The organism is Pseudomonas sp. AN-B15 (assembly GCF_019056475.1).
Lineage (GTDB): Bacteria > Pseudomonadota > Gammaproteobacteria > Pseudomonadales > Pseudomonadaceae > Aquipseudomonas > Aquipseudomonas parakoreensis.
On sequence record NZ_CP049737.1, the window covers coordinates 2,283,125 to 2,304,797 of the forward strand.

19 protein-coding genes are annotated in these 21,673 nt (G+C 60.5%); 7 read left to right on the forward strand and 12 right to left on the reverse strand.

Translation table 11 applies throughout. From position 1 onward, the window contains the following. Positions 1-34 precede the first annotated feature (34 nt). Both GTQ41_RS10305 and GTQ41_RS10310 read left to right on the forward strand, forming a co-directional pair. Positions 35-1,129 (forward strand): catalase family peroxidase, encoded by a 1,095-nt coding sequence (locus tag GTQ41_RS10305; RefSeq protein WP_047291644.1) that lies wholly within the window; start codon positions 35-37, stop codon positions 1,127-1,129. Next, positions 1,126-1,671: a cytochrome b gene (locus GTQ41_RS10310; protein ID WP_047291646.1), complete on the forward strand. Its 546-nt coding sequence runs from the start codon at positions 1,126-1,128 to the stop codon at positions 1,669-1,671. The genes GTQ41_RS10305 and GTQ41_RS10310 overlap by 4 nt, the downstream gene beginning before the upstream one ends. On the opposite strand, the gene GTQ41_RS10315 is transcribed toward GTQ41_RS10310, so the two are convergent. Both GTQ41_RS10315 and GTQ41_RS10320 read right to left on the reverse strand, forming a co-directional pair. Beyond that, entirely contained in the window at positions 1,668-2,867 is a 1,200-nt protein-coding gene (locus tag GTQ41_RS10315) for an MFS transporter (protein WP_047291648.1), read from the reverse strand. The two genes, GTQ41_RS10310 and GTQ41_RS10315, sit on opposite strands and share 4 nt — an antisense overlap. A 148-nt stretch (positions 2,868-3,015) precedes the next feature. Further along, on the reverse strand, positions 3,016-4,167 hold the full coding sequence (locus GTQ41_RS10320; protein WP_217325493.1) for a M14-type cytosolic carboxypeptidase: 1,152 nt from the start codon (positions 4,165-4,167) through the stop codon (positions 3,016-3,018). A gap of 98 nt (positions 4,168-4,265) precedes the next feature. On the opposite strand from GTQ41_RS10320, the gene GTQ41_RS10325 reads away from it, so the two are divergent. Next, entirely contained in the window at positions 4,266-4,430 is a 165-nt protein-coding gene (locus GTQ41_RS10325) for a hypothetical protein (RefSeq protein WP_155416795.1), read from the forward strand. Between the two features lie 219 nt (positions 4,431-4,649). Here GTQ41_RS10325 and GTQ41_RS10330 read toward each other — a convergent pair whose 3' ends face one another. After that, complete coding sequence (locus tag GTQ41_RS10330; protein WP_003223691.1) at positions 4,650-4,988, reverse strand: DUF3077 domain-containing protein; 339 nt, start codon at positions 4,986-4,988, stop codon at positions 4,650-4,652. Positions 4,989-5,119: 131 nt separating this feature from the next. Here GTQ41_RS10330 and GTQ41_RS10335 point away from each other — a divergent pair, with 131 nt between their 5' ends. Continuing rightward, positions 5,120-5,779, forward strand: a complete 660-nt coding sequence (locus tag GTQ41_RS10335; RefSeq protein WP_047291652.1) for a LexA family transcriptional regulator — start codon at positions 5,120-5,122, stop codon at positions 5,777-5,779. A gap of 39 nt (positions 5,780-5,818) precedes the next feature. Here GTQ41_RS10335 and GTQ41_RS10340 read toward each other — a convergent pair whose 3' ends face one another. The 4 genes from GTQ41_RS10340 to GTQ41_RS10355 all read right to left on the reverse strand — a co-directional run bounded on the left by GTQ41_RS10340 (position 5,819) and on the right by GTQ41_RS10355 (position 11,487). Beyond that, the gene (locus GTQ41_RS10340; RefSeq protein WP_047291655.1) at positions 5,819-7,768 is read right to left on the reverse strand and encodes an acetyl/propionyl/methylcrotonyl-CoA carboxylase subunit alpha; all 1,950 of its coding nucleotides are present in this window, start codon (positions 7,766-7,768) and stop codon (positions 5,819-5,821) included. Next, positions 7,768-8,583, reverse strand: coding sequence for a gamma-carboxygeranoyl-CoA hydratase (locus GTQ41_RS10345; RefSeq protein WP_047291657.1), 816 nt, complete (start codon positions 8,581-8,583; stop codon positions 7,768-7,770). Before GTQ41_RS10345 ends, GTQ41_RS10340 begins: the two co-directional genes overlap by 1 nt. Positions 8,584-8,703: 120 nt before the next feature. After that, entirely contained in the window at positions 8,704-10,311 is a 1,608-nt protein-coding gene (locus GTQ41_RS10350) for a carboxyl transferase domain-containing protein (protein ID WP_047291659.1), read from the reverse strand. A gap of 12 nt (positions 10,312-10,323) precedes the next feature. Next, entirely contained in the window at positions 10,324-11,487 is a 1,164-nt protein-coding gene (locus GTQ41_RS10355; protein ID WP_047291661.1) for an isovaleryl-CoA dehydrogenase, read from the reverse strand. Between the two features lie 360 nt (positions 11,488-11,847). Here GTQ41_RS10355 and GTQ41_RS10360 point away from each other — a divergent pair, with 360 nt between their 5' ends. Next, positions 11,848-13,545 (forward strand): AMP-binding protein, encoded by a 1,698-nt coding sequence (locus GTQ41_RS10360; protein WP_047291662.1) that lies wholly within the window; start codon positions 11,848-11,850, stop codon positions 13,543-13,545. Between the two features lie 665 nt (positions 13,546-14,210). Here GTQ41_RS10360 and GTQ41_RS10365 read toward each other — a convergent pair. The 3 genes from GTQ41_RS10365 to GTQ41_RS10375 form a co-directional block, all read right to left on the reverse strand. Continuing rightward, entirely contained in the window at positions 14,211-15,110 is a 900-nt protein-coding gene (locus tag GTQ41_RS10365) for a hydroxymethylglutaryl-CoA lyase (RefSeq protein ID WP_047291664.1), read from the reverse strand. A 147-nt stretch (positions 15,111-15,257) separates the two neighbouring features. Then, the gene (locus tag GTQ41_RS10370) at positions 15,258-15,659 is read right to left on the reverse strand and encodes a MerR family DNA-binding transcriptional regulator (RefSeq protein ID WP_047291666.1); all 402 of its coding nucleotides are present in this window, start codon (positions 15,657-15,659) and stop codon (positions 15,258-15,260) included. 197 nt (positions 15,660-15,856) lie between these two features. After that, a complete protein-coding gene (locus GTQ41_RS10375) occupies positions 15,857-16,786 on the reverse strand; it encodes a LysR family transcriptional regulator (RefSeq protein WP_041075049.1) in 930 nt (309 codons plus the stop codon). A gap of 157 nt (positions 16,787-16,943) precedes the next feature. On the opposite strand from GTQ41_RS10375, the gene GTQ41_RS10380 reads away from it, so the two are divergent. After that, positions 16,944-18,173, forward strand: coding sequence for an acyl-CoA dehydrogenase (locus GTQ41_RS10380; RefSeq protein ID WP_041075051.1), 1,230 nt, complete (start codon positions 16,944-16,946; stop codon positions 18,171-18,173). A gap of 145 nt (positions 18,174-18,318) precedes the next feature. Here GTQ41_RS10380 and GTQ41_RS10385 read toward each other — a convergent pair whose 3' ends face one another. Together GTQ41_RS10385 and xthA are read right to left on the reverse strand one after the other, a co-directional pair. Continuing rightward, positions 18,319-19,653 (reverse strand): substrate-binding domain-containing protein, encoded by a 1,335-nt coding sequence (locus GTQ41_RS10385; RefSeq protein WP_047291669.1) that lies wholly within the window; start codon positions 19,651-19,653, stop codon positions 18,319-18,321. Positions 19,654-19,843: 190 nt separating this feature from the next. Beyond that, on the reverse strand, positions 19,844-20,656 hold the full coding sequence (xthA, locus tag GTQ41_RS10390) for an exodeoxyribonuclease III (protein WP_047291671.1): 813 nt from the start codon (positions 20,654-20,656) through the stop codon (positions 19,844-19,846). 327 nt (positions 20,657-20,983) lie between these two features. Here xthA and GTQ41_RS10395 point away from each other — a divergent pair, with 327 nt between their 5' ends. Continuing rightward, positions 20,984-21,634 carry an N-acetyltransferase gene (locus tag GTQ41_RS10395; RefSeq protein WP_007912451.1) on the forward strand — a complete coding sequence of 217 codons (651 nt, stop codon included), beginning with the start codon at positions 20,984-20,986 and terminating at the stop codon, positions 21,632-21,634. Positions 21,635-21,673: the final 39 nt, after the last annotated feature.

The following is a 21,673-nucleotide window of genomic DNA, read 5'->3' on the forward strand; positions in this document are numbered from 1 at the left end:
CCTTTCCCTATGGCCGATGGCCCTGGAGTCTTTCATGGTTGATCGCACCTCACCCCCGGGCGGGCCGCAGCGTCCGCCCTTGAGTGGCGCAAGCCTGGTACTGCGTCTTGGCGGCATCGCGATAGTTGTCGCGGCTGTCGCCGGGGCGTTTGCCTACGTCCACGGTAACCTTGACCCACAACGTCTGACGCCCAAGGCGCTGGTCGATGTGCTAGAGAAAAACAACGGCGTGCATCCCGGGTTCCGTCGCAACCACGCCAAAGGCGTGTGCGTGATCGGGCATTTCGAGAGCAGCGGCGAGGCGCGGGCGTTTTCTGCCGCGCAGGTGTTCAACGAGGCGCGGACTCCGGTGGTCGGGCGCTTCGCATTGCCGGCGGGCAATCCCTACGCCCCGGACAGCAGCGTGCCGATCCGCAGTCTGGCATTGCGTTTCAGTCAGGCCAACGGTCAGCAATGGCGCACCGGGATGAACAGCATGCCGGTGTTCCCGGTCGGCACGCCTGAGGCGTTCTATCAATTGCAGCAGGCGCAGTCGCCGGATCCGGTCACGGGCAAACCGGACCCGTCGAAGGTGCCGGCATTCTTCGCCGCGCACCCGGAAGCCGTGCCGTTCCTGACGTGGGTGAAGACCGCCAAACCCTCGGCCAGCTATGCCACCGAAACCTACAACAGCGTGAATGCGTTCTATCTGGTCAGCGCCAGTGGGCAGAAGCAGGCGGTGCGCTGGAGCGTCACGCCACTGGCGCGCGATGCCGCCGGAGCAACAGTGCCGGAGGGCGCGGATTTTCTGGAAAAGGATTTGGTGCAGCGACTGGCCGAAGGGCCGTTGCGCTGGCAGTTGAACATCACCTTGGCCAACCCCGGTGACCCAGTGAACGATGCAAGCAAAACCTGGCCCGACGGCCGCAAGGTGATCAACGCCGGCACGCTGGTACTGGAGAAGACCCAGCCGCAGCTCAGCGGTGAATGCCGTGACATCAATTATGATCCGCTGGTGCTGCCCGCCGGTATCGAAGGCTCCGACGACCCATTGCTCGCTGCGCGTTCCGCCGGTTACGCCGATTCCTACCTGCGGCGTACCAGTGAAGTCGGCCAACTGCCCGCCGCCAAACAGGAGGCTCGCCCATGAGCACGCAACCGACTCATTTCGCGCTGTTGGCGCGGCTCCTGCACTGGCTGATGGCGGTCATGATCATCGCCATGTTGTTCATTGGCGCCGGCATGGTCACTTCGGTCTCACAGCGGCATGAATGGCTGATTCACCTGCATAAACCGCTGGGGATTGCGATTCTGCTGCTGGTAGTGGTGCGCCTGTTGGTGCGCTTTTCCACCCGACAGCCCCCGCTGCCCGCGGATCTGCCGGGTTGGCAAGTGATGGCGGCCAAGGCGTCGCATGTGTTGTTGTACGCTTTGATGCTGGTGCTACCGGTGCTCGGTTGGGCGATGATCAGTGCGTCGGGGGAGCCGGTGATGCTCAGCAATACCTTGCAATTGCCGTCGATCCTGCCGGCCGATGCGCAGGTGTTTGCCATGTTGCGCAAGGCGCATGGTTATCTGGCGTACCTGTTGTTCCTGACCGTGCTGTTACACCTGGCGGCGGCGCTGTTCCACGGTTGGGTGCGCCGCGACGAGGTGCTCGACAGCATGTTGCGTGGTCGCGAGCGCGATTAACCGGCCTGTGTGGCGCACCGCTGCGGCGCGCCACTTTTCAGGGTCAGCCACCAGTAACCCAGCGCCAGCGCATTGATAGCGGCGCCGAGCAGGCACACGCCGCTCCAGCCGGCCCACGCGTATGTCGCCGTGGAAAGGATTGAACCCACGGCGCTGCCAATCGAGTAGAACAGCATGTAGCCGGCAGTGAGGCGGCTTTGCGCTTCGGGGCGCACGCTGTAGATCATGCTCTGGCTGGTGACGTGTACGGCCTGCAAGCCCAGATCCAGAGTGATCACCCCCAGCAACAGCGCCCATAACGAGGACTGGGTGAGGGCGATTGGCAGCCACGAGGCGAGCATCAGCAGCAGCGACACACCACTGACCCATTGGCCCAGACCGCGATCGGCGAGATGTCCGGCGCGTGCTGCAGCCAGTGCCCCGGCGGCGCCGGCCAGTCCGAACAGGCCGATTTCGCTGTGGGACAACGACAGCGGCGGGGTGGCCAGCGGCAGTACCATCGGCGTCCACAGGACCATGGCGCTGGCGAAGGTCAGCAGGGCGAGGATTGCCCGTTGTCGCAGCACCGGCTCTTGTTTGAACAGGCGGAACACCGAGACGATCAGCGCCCCGTAAGCGCTGGACGGTCGCGCGGACTCATGCCTGGGCAGGACGCGTAACAGTAGAATGGCCATCAGCAGCGTCAGCCCCGCCGACAACAGATAAATCGCCCGCCAGCCGGCCAGATCAGCCATGGCACCGGCCACGGTACGGGCGAGCAGAATACCGACGACGATGCCGCTGGTGACCACGCCGACCACGCGACCGCGTTGCGCCGGGATGGCCAATGTCGCGGCGTAGGCCACCAGCACTTGCGTCACCACGGCGAGCAAACCGGTCAACGTCATGCCGAGCAGCAACCACAGACTGTTGGGTGCCAGCGCAATCATCAGCAGGGCGACTGCCGAGAGCAGGGTCTGGGTGACGATCAGTCGGCGTCGGTTGAGCAGATCGCCGAGGGGCACCAGCAATACCAGACCGATGCCGTAACCGATCTGCGTCAGGGTAATGACGATGCCGATGCTTGCCGGTGACATGGCGAAGGCCTCGGCCATGGCGTCCAGTAGCGGTTGCGCGTAATACACGTTGCCCACGGCCAGACCACAGGCAATGGCGAACAGCAGCACCACGCTGCTTTTGAGCGGTTGAGGTTGCATGCCCTGATTCCTTTTTGGGTTTCAAATTAAAACCAGAATCAAAGTAAGCATTCTGGTTTTAATTTGCAACCTTGTCGGTCATGGCATTTGATCGCGCAAAAAAAAGATCGCAGACAATGCTGCGATCTTCGGGTGGAGCGGGGAGGGATCAGCGCAGGGTGTCGACCATATCGGCGATGGTGGTCAGCACGTCTTTGCCCAATTGTTTCGAGCGTTTGCCCGACCAGCCCGTTTCTTTGTTCGGATGATCGTCGTGATCCTTGAACGGCATTTCCAGGGTCAGCGACAGGCAGTCGTATTTCTGACCGACCGCGTTGCAGGCCAACGTCATGTTGGCCTGGCCCGGTTCGTCGCGGGTGTAGCCGTACTGGGTCTGGAAGTCCTTGGTGGTGTGCTTGAGGTGCGTGCGGAAATGCTCTTCGAGCTTCTCGATGCGCGGTGTGTAACCCGGGTTGCCTTCACAACCGGCAGTGAACACGTGGGGGATTTCCTCGTCACCGTGTACGTCCAGGAACAGATCGACGCCATACTTTTCCATCTGCTGTTGTACGAAAAGTACCTCGGGGCTGACGTCCTGACTGGCGCTCTGCCAGGCGCGATTTAAATCCTGGCCCATGGCGTTGGTGCGCAGGTGACCGTGGAAGGCGCCGTCCGGGTTCATGTTCGGCACCAGATACAAATCGGCGCTGGCCAGCAATCTGTTCAGCACCGGATCGTCGTGGGGTTCCAGGCGCTCGATCACGCCTTCCATGAACCATTCGGCCATGTGCTCGCCCGGGTGCTGTTGCGCGATGATCCAGATTTTGCGCTGGCTCTCGGCGCCGCTGCCCTTGCGCAGCAACTGAATGTCACGCCCTTCGACGCTCTTGCCGGTGGCCAGCAGTTCGGTGCCGGCCTTGGTCAGCGCCTGCTCGATCAACCAGTCATGACGACCGCGGCTGTAGGGTTCGAAGTAGGCGAACCAGGCGTGGGTTTGTTCGGCTTCAAGGCAAAAACGCAGGCTGTCACCCTCGAAACTGGTGGGAATGCGGAACCAGTTGACGTGGTCGTAGGAAGCGACAGCCTGATAGCCGGTCCAGGCCTTGTTGTAGGAGGATTGGCTGGCGTTGACCAGGCGAAACCAGTGCTCTTGATGAACATGCAGGCCGCTGGCCTTGAAGTGGAACCACTGAAAATGCGCGCTGCGGGTATCCGGGCGGATGGCCAGAACCGGGTTGAGCGGATTGGAGATGTCGATGACTTGGATGTTGCCGCTGTCGAAGTTGGCGCTGATGTCGAACGAAGATTTGGCCACGGTCATAATCGATTCCTGAATATGATTTTTATGGCGGCTACTTTACACGCAAGACTGAGCTGAGACCGAGGGAAATTGCGGCTTGCGGTAGGGGGGCGTCTTCCGTGACGCGCAAGCAGCTTAGAGACTGTGCGATTGATTCTCAAGTGCTAATTGTCATTGGTTTGCGCCAATCTGGCCGGGCCAAGCTTGCCAAGCGATATTCTTTTGATATTATCCGCGCCATCGAATTTGCAGCACCCAACGACTTCATTAGCCTGAAGCCATAAGCCCGAAAAACGGGCAAAAAAAGACCCGGCAAAAAGCCGGGTCAAAAACCGTGATTAGCCTGATGAGGAGATAGTCCAGAAGACCGACCTAAGGTCTCTGGTCCATCGACTGATCTCGCGATCAGCTGCTTGCAATAATAATCATTATCATTTGCAAGTCAAACGTTTTTATCTGCGCGATTGGAAAATTCTTTCCTGTCCGCTCACTTCCCGTGTTCGTCAGAGCTGCTCGCCATCAATCGAATGGTCGACCATCGCTCGCGCCATATCCACCATATGCACCACCGAAAAGGCCAGGTCACGGCTCGCGCCCTGCAGGTTCTCGGCTGCCTTGAAGGCGGTGGCCGCTGCGCAACGCAGCAGATCCGACGCATGCACCAGCGCCTCCTCGCCGCTGAGATGGCGTTTCACATCAAAAAAACGCTCATCGACCTCGGGTTCTGACACAGCTGGTTTCAAGTAATAGTCCAGCGCTCGCTGCGCTGCCGCGTTGCCTTGAGGGGAGGTGAACGTGGTGTCCATTTGCAGATCGGGCAAGTCTTTGCTGCTGATATTCATGGTGAAGGGTCACTCCTTGTTCGATTGAAAGTCCGTGCTTTCAGGATAGTACGATGCGTAGTTGTGACCAGAATTTAAATACTACAATATGTGTTTTGCCGGCCGAAGGCGGGGCAAGTAAGGTGCCGCACATGGATAAATGGATTGAGTTGGTCAAGGCCAAGATGAGTGAACTCAAAATCACTCAAACAGAGCTCGGAGAGCGCGTCGGCATGTCCCAGGGCGGCATCGGCCATTGGCTGAACAAACGCCGCGAACCGGGCATCACCCAAATGAACCGCGTGTTGCAGGCGCTGGGCATGGACTTCCTCGAAGTCGTGCTGGTGATCCGTGAACCGCAGGAAGCGGCGGATGACGAAATGCCATTGGCACAGAAGTACAACCCGTACTTCCGCTACCCGGTCAGTGACTGGTCCACCTCGTGCGAAATCCGCGAGAGTGCAGCCACAACCTATGCTCCGACGCAGGACAAGCAGCGCTTCGAACTGACGGATTATCACGCCCGTGGTGCGGCGTTCTGGCTGACGGTGGCGGGGGATTCCATGACCGCACCGACCGGCCAGAGCATTGCCGAGGGCATGCTGATTCTGGTTGATCCGGAGGTGGAAGCGCTGCCAGGCAAACTGGTGATCGCCCAGTGGCAAGGCTGCGCTGAAGCGATCTTTCGCAAGCTGGACGAAGAGGGCGGCCAGCGTTATCTGGTACCGCTCAATCCGACCTGGCCCAAAGCCTTGTTCACCGATGAGTGTCGAATCATTGGCGTGGTGGTTCAGGCCACAGCGCGGTTCTAGCCAGATCGATCCTCGCTCGGCGCAGGATCGATCCTCTGGCTACACGGCTTCCAGTTCAACCAAAGCGCTGCCTTCACTGACCATTTCGCCTTCCTGGCAATACAGCGCTTTGATCACGCCAGCATGGGGCGCGCGAATGCTGTGCTCCATCTTCATCGCCTCCAGCACCACCAGTTGCGCGCCGGCCTCGACCGATTGCCCGGCCTCCACCAACACCCGCACGATGCTGCCGTTCATGGGCGCAGTCAGACCGCCCTGATGGCTGTGGCTGGCGTCGACGGCGCTGATCGGGTCATACGTCTGAATACGCCGTAACTCGCCGTCCCATTGCAGGTACAGCGAATCGCCCTGGCGAATGGCACGCAAGGTGCGGCGCACGCCGTCGCGCTCGACCACCAGCGCTTCATCGGACAGCGTAGCGTTGCTGGCGCTATTCAGCGTCAGTGCCCGATTCTGACCCTCGCAGCTCAAGTGCAGAGTGATTTCCGCCGGCAGACCCGCACGCAAACCTCGGTTCAAGGCCCACGGCGACCCCGGATCATCTTCCCGAACAGCGCTCGGCAAACCCTGTGCGAAAGCCCGTGCTGCGGTCTGCCAGAATTCATCGCTCAGTTCACCCGCAGCAGGCAGCAGCGTTTCCTGATACCGCGGAATAAACCCGGTATCCAGCTCCGCAGCAGCAAATGCCGGATGCGCGATGATCCGCCGCAGGAAGTTGATGTTGGTCTTCAAACCGCCGATCGCGAACTCGTCGAGCATGCTCAACAGCCGCAACCGCGCCTGCTCGCGATCTTCGCCCCAGGCGATCAGCTTGCCGAGCATCGGGTCGTAGAACGGCGAAATTTCATCGCCTTGCTCAACACCGCTATCGACCCGACGCCCTGGTCCCGCAGCCGATTCACGATACAAATCCAGGCGACCGGTGGCGGGCAGGAAATCATTCGACGGGTCTTCGGCATACAGGCGCACTTCAAGCGCATGGCCATTGAGCGGCACTTGATCCTGCGTGATCGGTAACGCTTCGCCGCGAGCCACACGGATCTGCCACGCTACCAGATCGAGTCCGGTGATCGCTTCGGTGACCGGGTGCTCGACCTGCAAACGCGTGTTCATCTCCATGAAGAAGAATTCGCCGCGCGCATCCAGCAGGAACTCCACGGTCCCCGCGCCGACGTAACCAATCGCCTGCGCCGAACGCACCGCCGCTTCGCCCATGGCGCGGCGCAGCTCCGGGGTCAGGCCCGGAGCCGGGGCTTCTTCGACGACTTTTTGGTGCCGGCGCTGAATCGAGCAATCACGCTCGTTGAGGTACAGGCAATGACCATGCTGATCGGCGAACACCTGAATTTCCACATGGCGTGGTTTGAGCAGGTATTTCTCCACCAGCATCCGCGAATCGCCGAATGACGACTGCGCCTCACGCTGCGCCGAGGCCAGGGCTTCGGCCAATTGGCTGACGTCCTCGACCACTTTCATGCCTTTGCCACCGCCACCGGCCGTGGCCTTGAGCAGCACCGGATAGCCAATACGTGCGCAGGCATCGCGGAAGGTATCGAGATCCTGCGCCTCGCCGTGATAGCCCGGCACCAGCGGCACACCGGCGGTTTCCATCAACGCCTTGGCCGCCGATTTGCTGCCCATCGCGTCGATGGCCGAGGCGGGCGGGCCAAGGAAGATCAGCCCGGCCTGTTCAATGGCACGGGCGAAACCAGCGTTCTCCGACAGAAAGCCATAACCCGGATGAATCGCCTGCGCGCCGCTGGCTTTGGCTGCTGCGATCAGTTTGTCGATTTGCAGATAGCTGTCAGCGGCTTTGCTGCCGCCGAGATCAACGCGGATATCTGCTTCCCGGGTGTGCCGCGCTTCGCGGTCGGTGGCGCTGTGCACGGCGACGGTGGTCAGGCCCAGCGCCTTGGCGGTACGCATGACCCGGCAAGCGATTTCGCCACGGTTGGCCACCAACAGGGTGGTGAGAACAGGTGCGCTCATCAACGCGGCTCCTTGGGGGTGGTTGCAGCCTGCCAGCTTGGCGGACGTTTTTGCAGAAAGGCGCGCAAGCCTTCCTGGCCTTCAGGGCTGACGCGGATACGTGCGATGGCGTTTTCGGTGTAACGGCGCAACGCCGGGGTCAGCGCACCGTTACCGACTTCGCGCAGCAGATCCTTGCTGGCGCGCATCGCGGCGGGACTGTTGAGCAGCAGGTTGTCGATCCATTGTTCGACCGCTTGATCAAGCTCGGCGGCCGGGTAGCTCTCGGACAACAAACCGATTTCCCGCGCACGCTGTCCGCCGAAACGTTCAGCGGTCAGGGCGTAGCGACGCGCAGCCCGTTCGCCGATGGCCTGCACCACGAACGGACTGATCACCGCCGGGGCCAGGCCGATGCGCACTTCCGACAGACAGAACTGCGCGTCATCGCTGCCAATCGCCATGTCGCAGCAACTGATCAGACCCAGCGCGCCGCCGAACGCCGCCCCTTGCACCACGGCCAGGGTCGGGATTTTCAGCTTGGCGAGGTTGTACATCAGTTCCGCCAGCTCGCGGGCGTCGTCGAGGTTGGTGTGGTAATCGAGCTCGGCTGATTGCTGCATCCACGCCAGATCGGCGCCGGCGCTGAAGTGCCTGCCACGCCCGCGCACCAGCAGGAAACGCAGGCTGGCATCGCTGGCGACCTTGTCCAGCGCCAGAATCAGTTCGCGGATCATCTCTGCGTTGAACGCGTTGTTCTTTTCTTCGCGGCTCAGCCACAGGGTCGCGAAACCCCGTGGATCGCTCTGCAATTCGAGGGTGTTGAAGTCGCTCATATTCTTCCGTCTCCACGGTTCTTGTGGGAGCGAGCCTGCTCGCGAAAGCGGTGTATCAGTCGAAGTATCCGGAGCTGACAGACCGTCTTCGCGAGCAGGCTCGCTCCTACAAAAAAAGCATCACATCCGGAACACGCCGAAGCGGCTCGGTTCGATAGGCGCGTTCAGCGACGCAGACAAGGCCAGAGCCAGCACGTCACGAGTCTGCGCCGGGTCGATGACGCCGTCGTCCCACAGTCGTGCGCTGGAATAGTAGGGGTGACCCTGCTCTTCGTACTGATCGAGAATCGGTTGCTTGATCTCGCTTTCCTGCTCGGCGCTGAAGGCCTGGCCGCTGCGTTCGGCCTGCTCGCGTTTGACCTGTACCAGCACGCCCGCGGCCTGCTCGGCACCCATCACGCCGATGCGCGCATTCGGCCACATCCACAGGAAACGCGGATCGTAAGCGCGCCCGCACATGCCGTAGTTACCGGCACCGAAGCTGCCGCCGATGATCACGGTGAATTTCGGCACCTTGGCGCAGGCCACCGCCGTCACCAGTTTCGCGCCATGCTTGGCGATGCCGCCGGCCTCGTATTTCTGCCCGACCATGAAGCCGGTAATGTTCTGCAGGAACAGCAGCGGAATGCCGCGCTGGCAGGCCAGTTCGATAAAGTGCGCGCCTTTCTGCGCGGCTTCGGCAAAGAGAATGCCGTTGTTGGCGAGGATCGCGATCGGGTAGCCGTGCAGGTGAGCGAAGCCGCACACCAGCGTGGTACCGAACAAGGCTTTGAATTCATCGAACACCGAGCCGTCGACCAGCCGCGCAATCACTTCGCGCACGTCGAACGGCTGTTTGGCGTCGGCGGAAACCACACCGTACAACTCATCGCTGGCGTACAGCGGCGCAATCGGCGTGCGCTGTTGCACTTCACCGAGCTTGCGCCAGTTGAGGTTGGCGACGCTGCGGCGAGCGAGGGCGAGGGCGTGTTCGTCGCTCTCGGCGTAATGGTCGGCGACCCCGGAAATCTTGCAGTGCACATCGGCACCGCCGAGGTCTTCAGCGCTGACCACTTCACCGGTCGCGGCTTTCACCAGCGGCGGGCCGGCGAGGAAGATGGTTGCCTGATTGCGCACCATGATCGCTTCATCCGCCATCGCCGGCACATAAGCGCCGCCAGCGGTGCATGAGCCCATGACCACGGCGATCTGCGGAATGCCCATCGCGCTCATGTTGGCCTGGTTGAAGAAGATCCGGCCGAAGTGCTCGCGATCCGGGAACACCTCGTCCTGACGCGGCAGGTTGGCGCCGCCCGAGTCCACCAGATAGATGCACGGCAAGCGGTTCTGCTGGGCAATGGTCTGCGCGCGCAGGTGTTTTTTCACGGTCAGCGGGTAGTACGAGCCACCTTTCACCGTCGCGTCGTTGGCGACGATCATGCACTCGACGCCTTCGACCCGGCCGATCCCGGCGATTACGCCGGCGGCGGGAACGTCTTCGCCATACACCGCGTGCGCGGCGAGCTGGCTGATTTCCAGAAACGGCGAGCCCGGGTCCAGCAGGCGATTGATCCGCTCTCGCGGCAGCAGTTTACCGCGCGAGGTGTGGCGTTCCTGGGCTTTCGCGCCGCCACCCTGCGCCACATGGGCGAGCAGGGTGTGCAGGGCGTCGACCTGTTCGAGCATCGCCGCGCTGTTGGCGGCGAACTCCGCTGAACGGGGGTTGAGCTGGGTATGCAGGATAGCCATGGACAGCTCCGTTTAGCGGGTTTCGTTGAACAGTTCGCGGCCGATCAGCATGCGCCGGATCTCACTGGTGCCAGCGCCGATTTCGTAGAGCTTGGCGTCACGCAGCAGGCGCCCGGCCGGGAATTCGTTGATGTAGCCGTTGCCGCCGAGAATCTGGATCGCGTCGAGGGCCATTTGCGTCGCGCGTTCGGCGGTGTAGAGGATCACCCCGGCGGCGTCCTTGCGCGTGGTTTCGTTGCGCTCGCAGGCCTGGGCCACGGCGTAGAGGTAGGCGCGGCTGGCGTTGAGCTGGGTGTACATGTCGGCGACTTTGCCCTGGATCAGCTGGAATTCGCCGATGCTCTGACCGAACTGCTTGCGGTCGTGGATGTACGGCACGATCAGGTCCATGCACGACTGCATGATCCCGGTCGGGCCGCCGGACAGCACGACGCGCTCGTAATCGAGACCACTCATCAGCACTTTCACGCCGCCGTTGAGCACGCCGAGGATGTTTTCTTCCGGCACTTCGACGTCATCGAAAAACAGCTCGCAAGTGTTGGAGCCGCGCATGCCGAGCTTGTCGAACTTGTTGCTGCGGCTGAAGCCTTTCCAGTCGCGTTCGACGATGAACGCAGTGATGCCGTGCGGGCCTTTTTCCAGGTCGGTCTTGGCGTAGATCACGTAGGTGTTGGCGTCGGGGCCGTTGGTGATCCAGGTCTTGCTGCCGTTGAGCACGAAGCGGTCGCCGCGTTTATCGGCGCGCAGTTTCATCGAGACCACGTCGGAACCGGCGTTCGGCTCGCTCATGGCGAGGGCGCCGACATGTTCGCCGCTGATCAGCTTGGGCAGGTATTTGCTTTTTTGTTCGTGGTTGCCGTTGCGGTTGATCTGGTTGACGCAAAGGTTGGAATGCGCGCCGTAGGACAGTGCCACTGAGGCCGAACCGCGGCTGATTTCTTCCATTGCCACCACGTGCGCCAGATAGCCCAGGCCCGCACCGCCGTACTCTTCCGGTACGGTGATACCCAGCAGGCCCATGTCGCCGAACTTGCGCCACAGGTCGGCCGGGAACAGGTTGTCGTGGTCGATCTGCGCGGCACGTGGCGCGATCTGATCGGCGACGAAGGACTGAACCTGATCGCGCAGCATGTCGATGGTTTCACCGAGGGCGAAGTTCAGGGATGGGTAGCTCATGGGTCACCTTTTGGCTTTTTTGTAGGGTGGGGAGGGCAGTCGAACGGCTCTCACCTTTACGTTAACGTAAGCCTGCGCTGATTGGCTGTCAATCACCCTTTACGTTAACGTCAACTTGAGCGAGAGTAGGGGCACCTCAGGAATGAAAGCGGACTGCTTTTTTATGGGCGAGAGCTTGTGTGGCGAGGGGACTTATCCCCGATGGTTGGCGAAGCCGACCCAAAACCTGTGAATGCGGTTCGACAGGAAAAGCTGAGGGTGCGCTTCGCACACCGTCGGGGATAAATCCCCTCGCCACAAAGGCCACCCGCAAAAAAGTGAGCTCCAGTAAACCCACTAATAAAGACAATAGGGGTCGTCATGGATCAACCCAGTGCAAACCCGCAGCGCAGCTACACCCGTGGTTCCCAGAGCAAAGCCTTGCTGGCGATGACCATCGGGCAGAAGTTCGACGAAACCGTCGCGCAGTACCCGGACGGCGAGGCGCTGGTGGTGCGCCACCAGCAGCTGCGTTACACCTGGCGGCAACTGGCCGACGCGGTGAACGTGCATGCCAGAGCGCTGCTGGCGTTGGGTTTGCAGGCCGGTGACCGGCTCGGCATCTGGGCGCCGAATGGCGCGCAGTGGTGCATCACTCAGTTCGCCACCGCGAAGATCGGCGTGATCCTGGTCAACATCAATCCGGCTTATCGCAGTTCCGAGCTCGAATACGTACTCAAGCAATCCGGTTGTCAGTGGCTGGTCTGTGCGGGAGCGTTCAAGAGCTCCAACTATCACGGCATGTTGCAAGGCTTGCTGCCGGAACTGGCCGAGCAATCCATCGGCGAACTGCGCAGCGAGCGCCTGCCGGAATTGCGCGGGTTGATCAGCCTTGATGCACAGCCGCCTTCGGGTTTTCTCCCGTGGTCGCAACTGGCAGATCTGGCCTCCAGTGTCTCTGCCGAACAATTGCGTGAACGCAGCGACAGCCTGCACTTCGACCAACCCGTCAACATCCAGTACACCTCCGGCACCACCGGTTTCCCCAAGGGCGCGACCCTCAGTCACTACAACATCCTCAACAACGGTTACATGGTCGGCGAGAGCATCGGTCTGACCCCGGACGATCGCTTGGTGATCCCGGTGCCGCTGTATCACTGCTTCGGCATGGTCATGGGCAACCTTGGCTGCATCACTCACGCCAGTACGATGATTTACCCCAATGACGCGTTCGATCCGCTACTGACCCTGCAAACCGTCGCCGAAGAAAAGGCCACCGGGCTGTACGGCGTGCCGACCATGTTCATCGCCATGCTTGATCAGCCGCAGCGCGCCGAGTTCGATCTGTCGACCCTGCGCACCGGGATCATGGCCGGCGCCACTTGCCCGATCGAGGTGATGCGCCGGGTCATCAGTGAAATGCACATGAGCGAGGTGCAGATCGCCTACGGCATGACCGAAACCAGCCCTGTCTCCCTGCAGACCGGGCCATCGGACGAGCTGGAACTGCGCGTGACCACCGTCGGCCGCACCCAGCCGCAACTCGAAAGCAAAATCATCGACGAGGCCGGCAACCTGGTTCCGCGCGGCACCATCGGCGAACTCTGCACCCGTGGTTACAGCGTGATGCTCGGTTACTGGAGCAACCCGCAAGCCACCGCCGAAGCCATCGATGAGGCGGGCTGGATGCACACCGGCGACCTGGCGAGCATGAACGATGAGGGTTACGTGAATATCGCGGGGCGTAACAAAGACATGATTATTCGCGGGGGCGAGAACATTTACCCGCGTGAGCTGGAAGAGTTTTTCTTCACTCACCCGGCGGTGGCAGACGTACAGGTGATCGGCATCCCGTGCTCGCGTTACGGTGAGGAGATCGTTGCCTGGATCAAATTCCACCCCGGCCATCATGCCTCCGAACTGGAACTGCAAACCTGGTGCAAGGAGCGCATCGCGCACTTCAAGACGCCGCGTCATTTCAAGTTTGTGGAGGAGTTTCCGATGACGGTGACGGGCAAGATCCAGAAATTCCGGATGCGTGAGATCAGTATCGAGGAGTTAAAAACAATCGAACGGTAACCACCACCCCTGTGGGAGCTGGCTTGCCAGCGATTGCGGTAGATCATTCAACATTGATGCTGGCTGACCTGACGCTATCGCTGGCAAGCCAGCTCCCACAGGGATGTTCGGGAATTCGGGAATTGCAGAAAGCACAAAGGGGAGCCGAAGCTCCCCTTTAATTTTGTCGTCGCGTGCTCTTTTTTATTATTGAGGGGCGGTCTGTTGTTGTTTTTGGCAACCGTGGCCCTTTACCGCTGTTTTTGGCGACCCCCATCCGGGGTCAAGAGCAAACGTATTTTTTTGAGCGCTGATCTGCTTTCTCGTTAAACGATCCAACCGATTCGGGCGCTACCTGAAGGTAGTTTTATTATTCTCTGCCCGGTTGCGGGTCACTCCTGAGAGCACCCTGAAAAGCACACCTTCTCCAAAAAAATCTGTTAGCTGCGTCTCTGCCGTGTTGTTTTTGTTATGTCAGAGTCGGTACGTCTTATTTTTATTGGTTTGCTGCTTTTTATTCTTGTTATGCCATAGAGATAGCAGAAGCCGTGCCAACTTTTTAAAACTCTTTTAAATCAATGGCTTGAGATTTTTGAAGGATTTTTCCTTCAGGCAAAACCAGACAATTTGTTTCCGTGTTACTCGACTATGCCCACGTTTCAGACACCGCGGTAACACCTTCGCCCTCACTGGGCGTTACGGGCCTTGGCCACACGCGAACCGCTCGGGCGACCGAGCACCGCACTGATCTGCTGACCCGCCGCAATCAGGGCGTCGAGGTCGATACCGGTCTTGATACCCAGGCCGTTGAGCAGGTACACCACGTCTTCGGTGGCGACGTTACCGCTCGCGCCTTTGGCGTACGGGCAGCCGCCGAGACCGGCAATAGAGCTGTCGAACACGGCAATGCCTTCCAGCAGGCTGGCATAGATGTTGGCCATCGCCTGGCCGTAGGTGTCGTGGAAGTGCCCGGCGAGTTTGTCCCGTGGGACTTGCGCCGAGACCACTTCGAATAACCGACGGGTTGCGCCGGCAGTGCCGGTGCCAATGGTGTCGCCGAGGGACACTTCGTAGCAGCCCATCGCGTACAGTTCACGCGCAACCATCGCCACTTGTTCCGGCGCGACCTCGCCTTCATAAGGGCAACCCAGCACGCAGGAGACGTAACCGCGCACGGTAACGCCGTGCTGTTTCGCGGCTTCCATGATCGGTGCAAAGCGCGCCAGGCTTTCGCTGATCGAGCAATTGATGTTGCGCTGCGAGAACGCCTCGGATGCGGCGGCGAATACCGCAACTTCTTTCACACCCGCCGCCAGCGCATCTTCAAAACCGCGCAGATTGGGCGCCAGTGCACCGTAGATGACGCCGGGTTTGCGCTGGATCTGCGCGAACACCTCGGCCGAACCGGCCATTTGCGGCACCCATTTCGGCGAGACAAAACTGCCGACTTCTATATAGCCGAGGCCGGCGGCGCTCAGGGCGTCGACCAGTTGTACCTTGTCAGCCACGCTGATCGGTTGGGCTTCGTTCTGCAGACCATCGCGCGGGCCGACTTCGATCAGGCGTACTTGGGAGGGGAGGGACATGGGATTGACCTGTTGTAAATGTCTGAAGTCTTCGAAGATGCCCCTGTGGGAGCGAGCCTGCTCGCGAGCGATCTGTCATTCAACATCTTTGGCGATTGACCTGGTGCATTCGCGAGCAGGCTCGCTCCCACAAGAGATTTATTTGGATTACTGAACTGATTGCTGGCCTTTGAGCGTCTGTTCCAACGCCTGCACGCAGCGTTCTTCCGCGGTATCGAGTTCCAGCTTCATCTGTTCGATGTCGAGTAACTGCTGTTCGAGCTGTGCCCGGCGCTCGCTGATTTTCGCCAGCATGCTGTTGAGTTGTTTGGTGTTACCGCTGGAGGGGTCGTAGAGCTCGATCAATTCGCGGCATTCGGCGAGCGAGAAACCAATGCGCTTGCCGCGCAGGATCAGCTTCAGACTGACCTTGTCGCGCGGTGAATAGATGCGTTCCTGGCCACGGCGCTCAGGGCTGAGCAGGCCTTGCTCTTCATAAAAGCGGATCGCCCGGGTGGTGATGTCCAGCTCGCGGGCGAGGTCGGAAATGCTGTAGGTCTGGCTGCTCATGAAAGCGCTCGAAAGAAGGTCTTGGCGCTAAGCTAATGGCGAGTTGACGTTTACGTCAAGGTGCAAAATGTGTGGCGCCAGTGCTGGCCTCTTCGCGAGCAGGCTCGCTCCCACATTCGGTCGTGTTTCTTCAGATGGAACGCGATCAACTGTGGGCGCGAGCCTGCTCGCGAAGAACGAAAACGCGGTAGCCAGCCTTACACCTTATCGAGCTTCTTCTCCTGCGCCGCCACCTGCTGGCACAACTCGATGATCTGCTCGCGCATCCAACGGTTGGCCGGATCCTGGTCGGTGCTCTCATGCCAGTAAAGGTGAGTCTCCACCGGCGGCACGTCGTTGACTGGAAGGTTGAACGCATGCAAATCGTTGCGCCGGGCAAAACGCTCGGGCACGGTCATGACCATATCGGTCTGCTGCATGACCTGCGATGCCATCAAATAATGCTGCGAGCGCAGGGCGATCTTGCGCTGAATGCCCATTTTCCCCAGGGACAGATCGACATAGCCCAGACCGCTGCGGCGGCTGGAGATGTGGATATGCGTCAGCGACAGGTAGTCGTCGAGGCTGAGTTTTTCCTTGCCCGCCAGCGGATGGCCCTTGCGCATCGCACAGACGTAACGGTCTTCCATCAGCTTGACGTGGCGCACTTGCGGATCGGTATTGAGTGGCGCATCGACGGCAAAATCCAGGCGTCCGGCCGCCAGTTCCTTGGTGGTCTCACGGCGTTTGGACAGGAAACTTTCGATGATCACCGTCGGCGCCAGACGCCGCAAACGCTGGAACAGCGGCGGCAGAATCACCGCCTCAGTGAGGTCGGTCATGCTGATGCGGTAAGTCTTCACCGCCTGCGCCGGATTGAAAATCCGGCTCTCCTGCACCGACACCCGCAGCAGCGACAGCGCGTTGCGCACCGGGCCGATGATGTTCTGCGCCATCGGCGTCGGCACCATGCCCTGCGCGGTGCGCACGAACAGCGGGTCATTGAAGGTTTCGCGCAACCGCGCCAGTGCGTTGGACACCGCCGGCTGGGTGATGCCGACAATCTGCCCGGCGCGGGTCAGGTTGGCTTCGGTGTAGATCGCGTCGAAGACGATGAAAAGGTTGAGGTCGACCTTACTCAGATTCATTACGCGGCTTCTCTTGTTCTAGGGGCTGACGATCAGCGGATCATATATCGGTGATGAATGTTTATACACGCCGAGAATAGGCTAGGTAAATTATCAGCGCTGTTCTAGCATCGATTGCATGATCTGAACAACCTCTGCCCATAGAAGGTAATTGCTCATGGATTTCGCTTATTCGCCCAAGGTGCAAGAACTGCGTGAGCGCGTGACCGCGTTCATGGACACTTACGTTTACCCGGCCGAAGCCGTGTTCGAACGCCAGGTTGCCGAGGGCGATCGCTGGCAGCCGACCGCGATCATGGAAGAACTCAAAGCCAAGGCCAAGGCTGAAGGTCTGTGGAACCTGTTCCTGCCGGAGTCGGAACTTGGCGCCGGGCTGACCAACCTGGAATATGCACCGCTGGCTGAGATCATGGGCCGTTCGCTGCTCGGGCCGGAGCCGTTCAACTGCTCGGCGCCGGACACCGGCAACATGGAAGTGCTGGTGCGCTACGCCAACGAAGAACAGAAACAGCGCTGGCTCGAACCGCTGCTGCGCGGCGAGATCCGCTCGGCGTTCGCCATGACCGAACCGGACGTGGCCTCGTCCGACGCCACCAACATGGCCGCCCGCGCTGTGCGTGATGGTGACGAGTGGGTGATCAACGGCAAGAAGTGGTGGACCTCCGGCGCTTGCGATCCACGTTGCAAGATCCTGATCTTCATGGGCCTGAGTAACCCCGACGCACCGCGCCATGCCCAGCACTCGATGATCCTCGTACCGGTCGACACCCCCGGGGTGAAAATCGTCCGTCCGCTGCCGGTGTTCGGTTACGACGATGCACCGCACGGCCACGCCGAGGTGCTGTTCGACAACGTGCGCGTGCCGTACGAAAACGTCCTGCTCGGTGAGGGAAGAGGCTTCGAAATCGCTCAGGGTCGCCTTGGCCCGGGCCGCATTCACCACTGCATGCGTTCGATCGGCATGGCCGAGCGCGCCCTGGAATTGATGTGCAAACGTTCGGTGAGTCGCACTGCATTCGGCAAACCGCTGGCGCGTCTGGGCGGTAACGTCGACAAGATCGCCGATTCGCGGATGGAAATCGACATGGCGCGCCTGCTGACCCTGAAAGCGGCGTACATGATGGACACCGTGGGTAACAAGGTTGCCAAAAGCGAGATCGCGCAGATCAAGGTTGTCGCGCCAAACGTCGCGCTGCGGGTGATCGACCGGGCGATCCAGATCCATGGCGGGGCCGGGGTCTCGAACGATTTCCCGCTGGCCTACATGTACGCCATGCAACGCACCCTGCGCCTGGCCGACGGCCCGGACGAAGTGCACCGCGCGGCGATTGGCAAATTCGAGATCGGCAAGTATGTGCCGAAGGAAATGTTGCGTAGCGAGCGCTGATCCAGTACCGCGTCATCGTTCATCGCTGGCAAGCCAGCTCCCACAGGTTTGTTTGGTGTTCACAAACTTTGTGTTCACTGGAAATCTCTGTGGGAGCTGGCTTGCCAGCGATGACGTAAGCAGGTTCAACACATCAACATCTGATTCAGTACACCCAAACCTCAACCCGCCGATTCTTGATCCTGCCTTCATCCGCACTGTTCGCCGCCACCGGCATCAGCGCGCCAAACCCACGAACTTCGCGCATCACCACGCCGTTCTTCACCAGTTCGCGACGCACCGCCATCGCCCGCAGTTTCGACAGCAGGTCGGCCCGTGCCGGGTCGTCTTTCTCGTCGCCAAACCCCACCAGCGTCACCGCGCGCTCGGTCTTGGCGTGGCGCTTTATATAGTCGAGCACCCGCGCCAGATCCTGCCGCGCCTTGTTGTCGAGGCTGGCGCTGCCTTCCTCGAAGCGGAAGTTCACCGTCAGACGCTGGGCGTGACGGCTGAGGGATTGATAGCCCTCGGGCATCAGCGCATTCGGGGTGACGGTCATCGCGTGCACGGTCTGACTGATGAACCCGGTGGCCGCGACAATCTTCTGGCCCTGTGGGCTTTGCGCAAACGCTACCAGTGCCGATGCCCACGGATTCTGGTTTCTGGGCGGCAAATAAAAGAACAGGCGCCGCGACAGCGGATAGTCCTCGGTGGCAATCAGGCTGTTGAGCGGCAACATCGATTGCGATGCGCCGTCAGCGATGGCCACGGCTTTGGCCTGGCGTACATACGGCAGGCCGATGAAACCGATGCCTTGCGGATCGTTGCTCACCGCATCGGACAATTGCTCGCTGGATTCGAAGCGTTTCGCACTGGAACTCAGGTGTTTCCCGCGCCGAGCCAGCACCAGTTCCTTGAACGTGTCGTAAGTGCCGGACTGATCATCCCGCGCATATAAATGAATCGATCCGCCGTGCCCGCCGAGGTCTTCCCAGGTTTTCACCTCACCGCTGAAGATCCGCGCCAGTTGCTCGGTGTCCAGTTGCTGCAGGGGGTTGCCGGGGTGAAGGATGATCGCCAGACCATCGATGGCAATCACTTGCTCGGCCTCAGCGCTTTTCAGGTCGCCGAGCGCTTCCAGGTTGAGCAGTTCGCTGTCCTTGATCGGGCGTGAGGAGGCGGCGAGGTCGGCGCTGGCCGTTTTCAGTGCGGTGAACCCGGTGCTGGAACCGTGGGCGGCGACTTCAATCACCACCCGTTGGCCTTGCGCAGTCTGAGCGACGATGTGTTGTTCGTTGGCGTTGTCGGCGTTTTCACGGTGAATCTTCAGCAGACCCTGCTCTTGCAGAAAACCTTCGACCAGCGCCGGGCCGAGATCGGCGCCGATGGTGTTGGAACCCTGAATGCGCAATGCCGGGCCGTTTTCGGGGACGGGCAAGGTGGCGGCACTGACCGTCAGCCATGCACTCGACAGAAAAGCGAACAGAACACGCAGGGTCATGCCGGCACCGAATCAGGCCAAGGGGATTGCCGGGGAGATTAAGTCAGGCGCATGACCAAAACATGACACCGATGAAACTGTGGGAGCGAGCTTGCTCGCGAATGCGGTTCATCAGAAACACATCGGGTGACTGACACTCCGCATTCGCGAGCAAGCTCGCTCCCACAGGGGATTCCAGGCGATTCGAAGGTCAGGCCAGTTCCAGCCAGATCGGCGCATGATCCGACGGCTTTTCCATCCCGCGCAGTTCGTAGTCCACGCCCGCATCCTTGACCCGTGGCAGCAAGCCATGGGAGGCGAGAATCACGTCGATGCGCAGACCACGCTTGGGCTCATCCTCAAATCCGCGGCTGCGGTAGTCGAACCAGCTGAACATGTCGGTCACGTCCGGGTTGAGGTGGCGGAAGCTGTCAGTCAGGCCCCAGTTTTTCAGGCGGGCCATCCATTCACGTTCTTCCGGCAGGAAGCTGCATTTGCCGGTTTTCAGCCAGCGCTTCATGTTGTCCGGGCCAATGCCGATGTCGCTGTCCTCCGGGGAAATGTTCACATCGCCCATCACCACCAGCGGCTGTTCGTTGTGGAACTGGCTTTCCAGCAGGGTTTGCAGGTCACTGTAGAAGCGTTGCTTGGCCGGGAATTTGGTCGGGTGGTCGCGGCTTTCGCCCTGCGGGAAGTAGCCGTTCATGATGGTTACCGGCACGCCATTGGCGTCGGCGAAAGTGCCCCAGATAAAGCGGCGCTGGGCGTCTTCTTCATCGCTGGCGAAGCCTTTGTGAATCGCGATCGGCTCACTGCGCGAAAGCAGGGCAACGCCGTAATGGCCTTTCTGGCCGTGGAAATAAACGTGATAACCCAGCGCACGCACTTCTTCCAGCGGGAACTGGTCGTCGTGGACCTTGGTTTCCTGCAGGCCGATCACGTCCGGCTGATGCTTTTCGATCAGCGCTGCCAGCTGATGCGGACGGGCGCGCAGTCCGTTGATGTTGAAGGAAACAATCTTCATGGTCGGCAGTCCTGGCAAAAGGGCGATGCTAGCTGACATGTGGGATGGGGGCCAGTGTGGGGTAAGCAGATTCGCTGTGTTCTGTCAGATGTGAGCTGTCTGTAGGGGCCCCATCGCTGGCAAGCCAGCTCCCACAGGTTCAATGGTGTTCACATATTTTGTGTGCGACGCAGGCACTGTGGGAGCTGGCTTGCCAGCGATGAGGCCCGCCCGGTCGATGAAGATCCCGAGTTGGTCTATACCTGTGGGGAACTGCGCCACCTGCAACAGGTTCGTACCAACAAGAGCGCAGTCATTTGCGCTGCGCCCCGGGGGAGAATCACCGTCATGCCTGAAACCCAGACTGCCATCGCCGACATCCATATGCTTGACCGCGGTTACTCGCGCGAAGCCCGATCGCTGCTGTATCAGGCCTACCGCCACGAACCGACCTTCGGTTACTTGTTCGAGGCCGAGCGGCCGGGCTACGAGCAGCGCGTACGGGCCACGGTGCGTGAGCTGGTCAAGCAGCATTTCCTGCAGGACCTGCCAGCAATCGGTCTGCTGGTCAACGACCGCCTGATCGGGATTGCCCTGATTGCGCCGCCGCAACGGCGTCTGGGGATCACCGAGAGCTGGGCGTGGCGCCTGCGCATGGTGCTCAGCACCGGCTTCCGTTGCACCCGGCGTTATCTGGAATACCACGATGCCGTGGCCGCCTGCGTGCCCAGCGACTCCGTGCACATGCTGCCGCTGTTGGGCATTCATCCGCAGTTTCAGGGCAAACACTTCGGCGAACAGTTGCTGACCGCCGTGCACAACTGGTGCGCGGTGGACGAAACCTCGCAAGGCGTCGTACTCGATACCGGGAACCCGCGTTACCTGGAATTCTACAAACGTCAGGGTTACGAGGAGATTGGCGAAGTGGCCGTCGGCCCGGTGCGTGAACACGTTTTTTTCCACGCCAATCCGCAGGTGTTACAAACTGCAACAGCATAGCAATCGAACTTCTTCGGAAATTTCCTGTTCTATCACGCT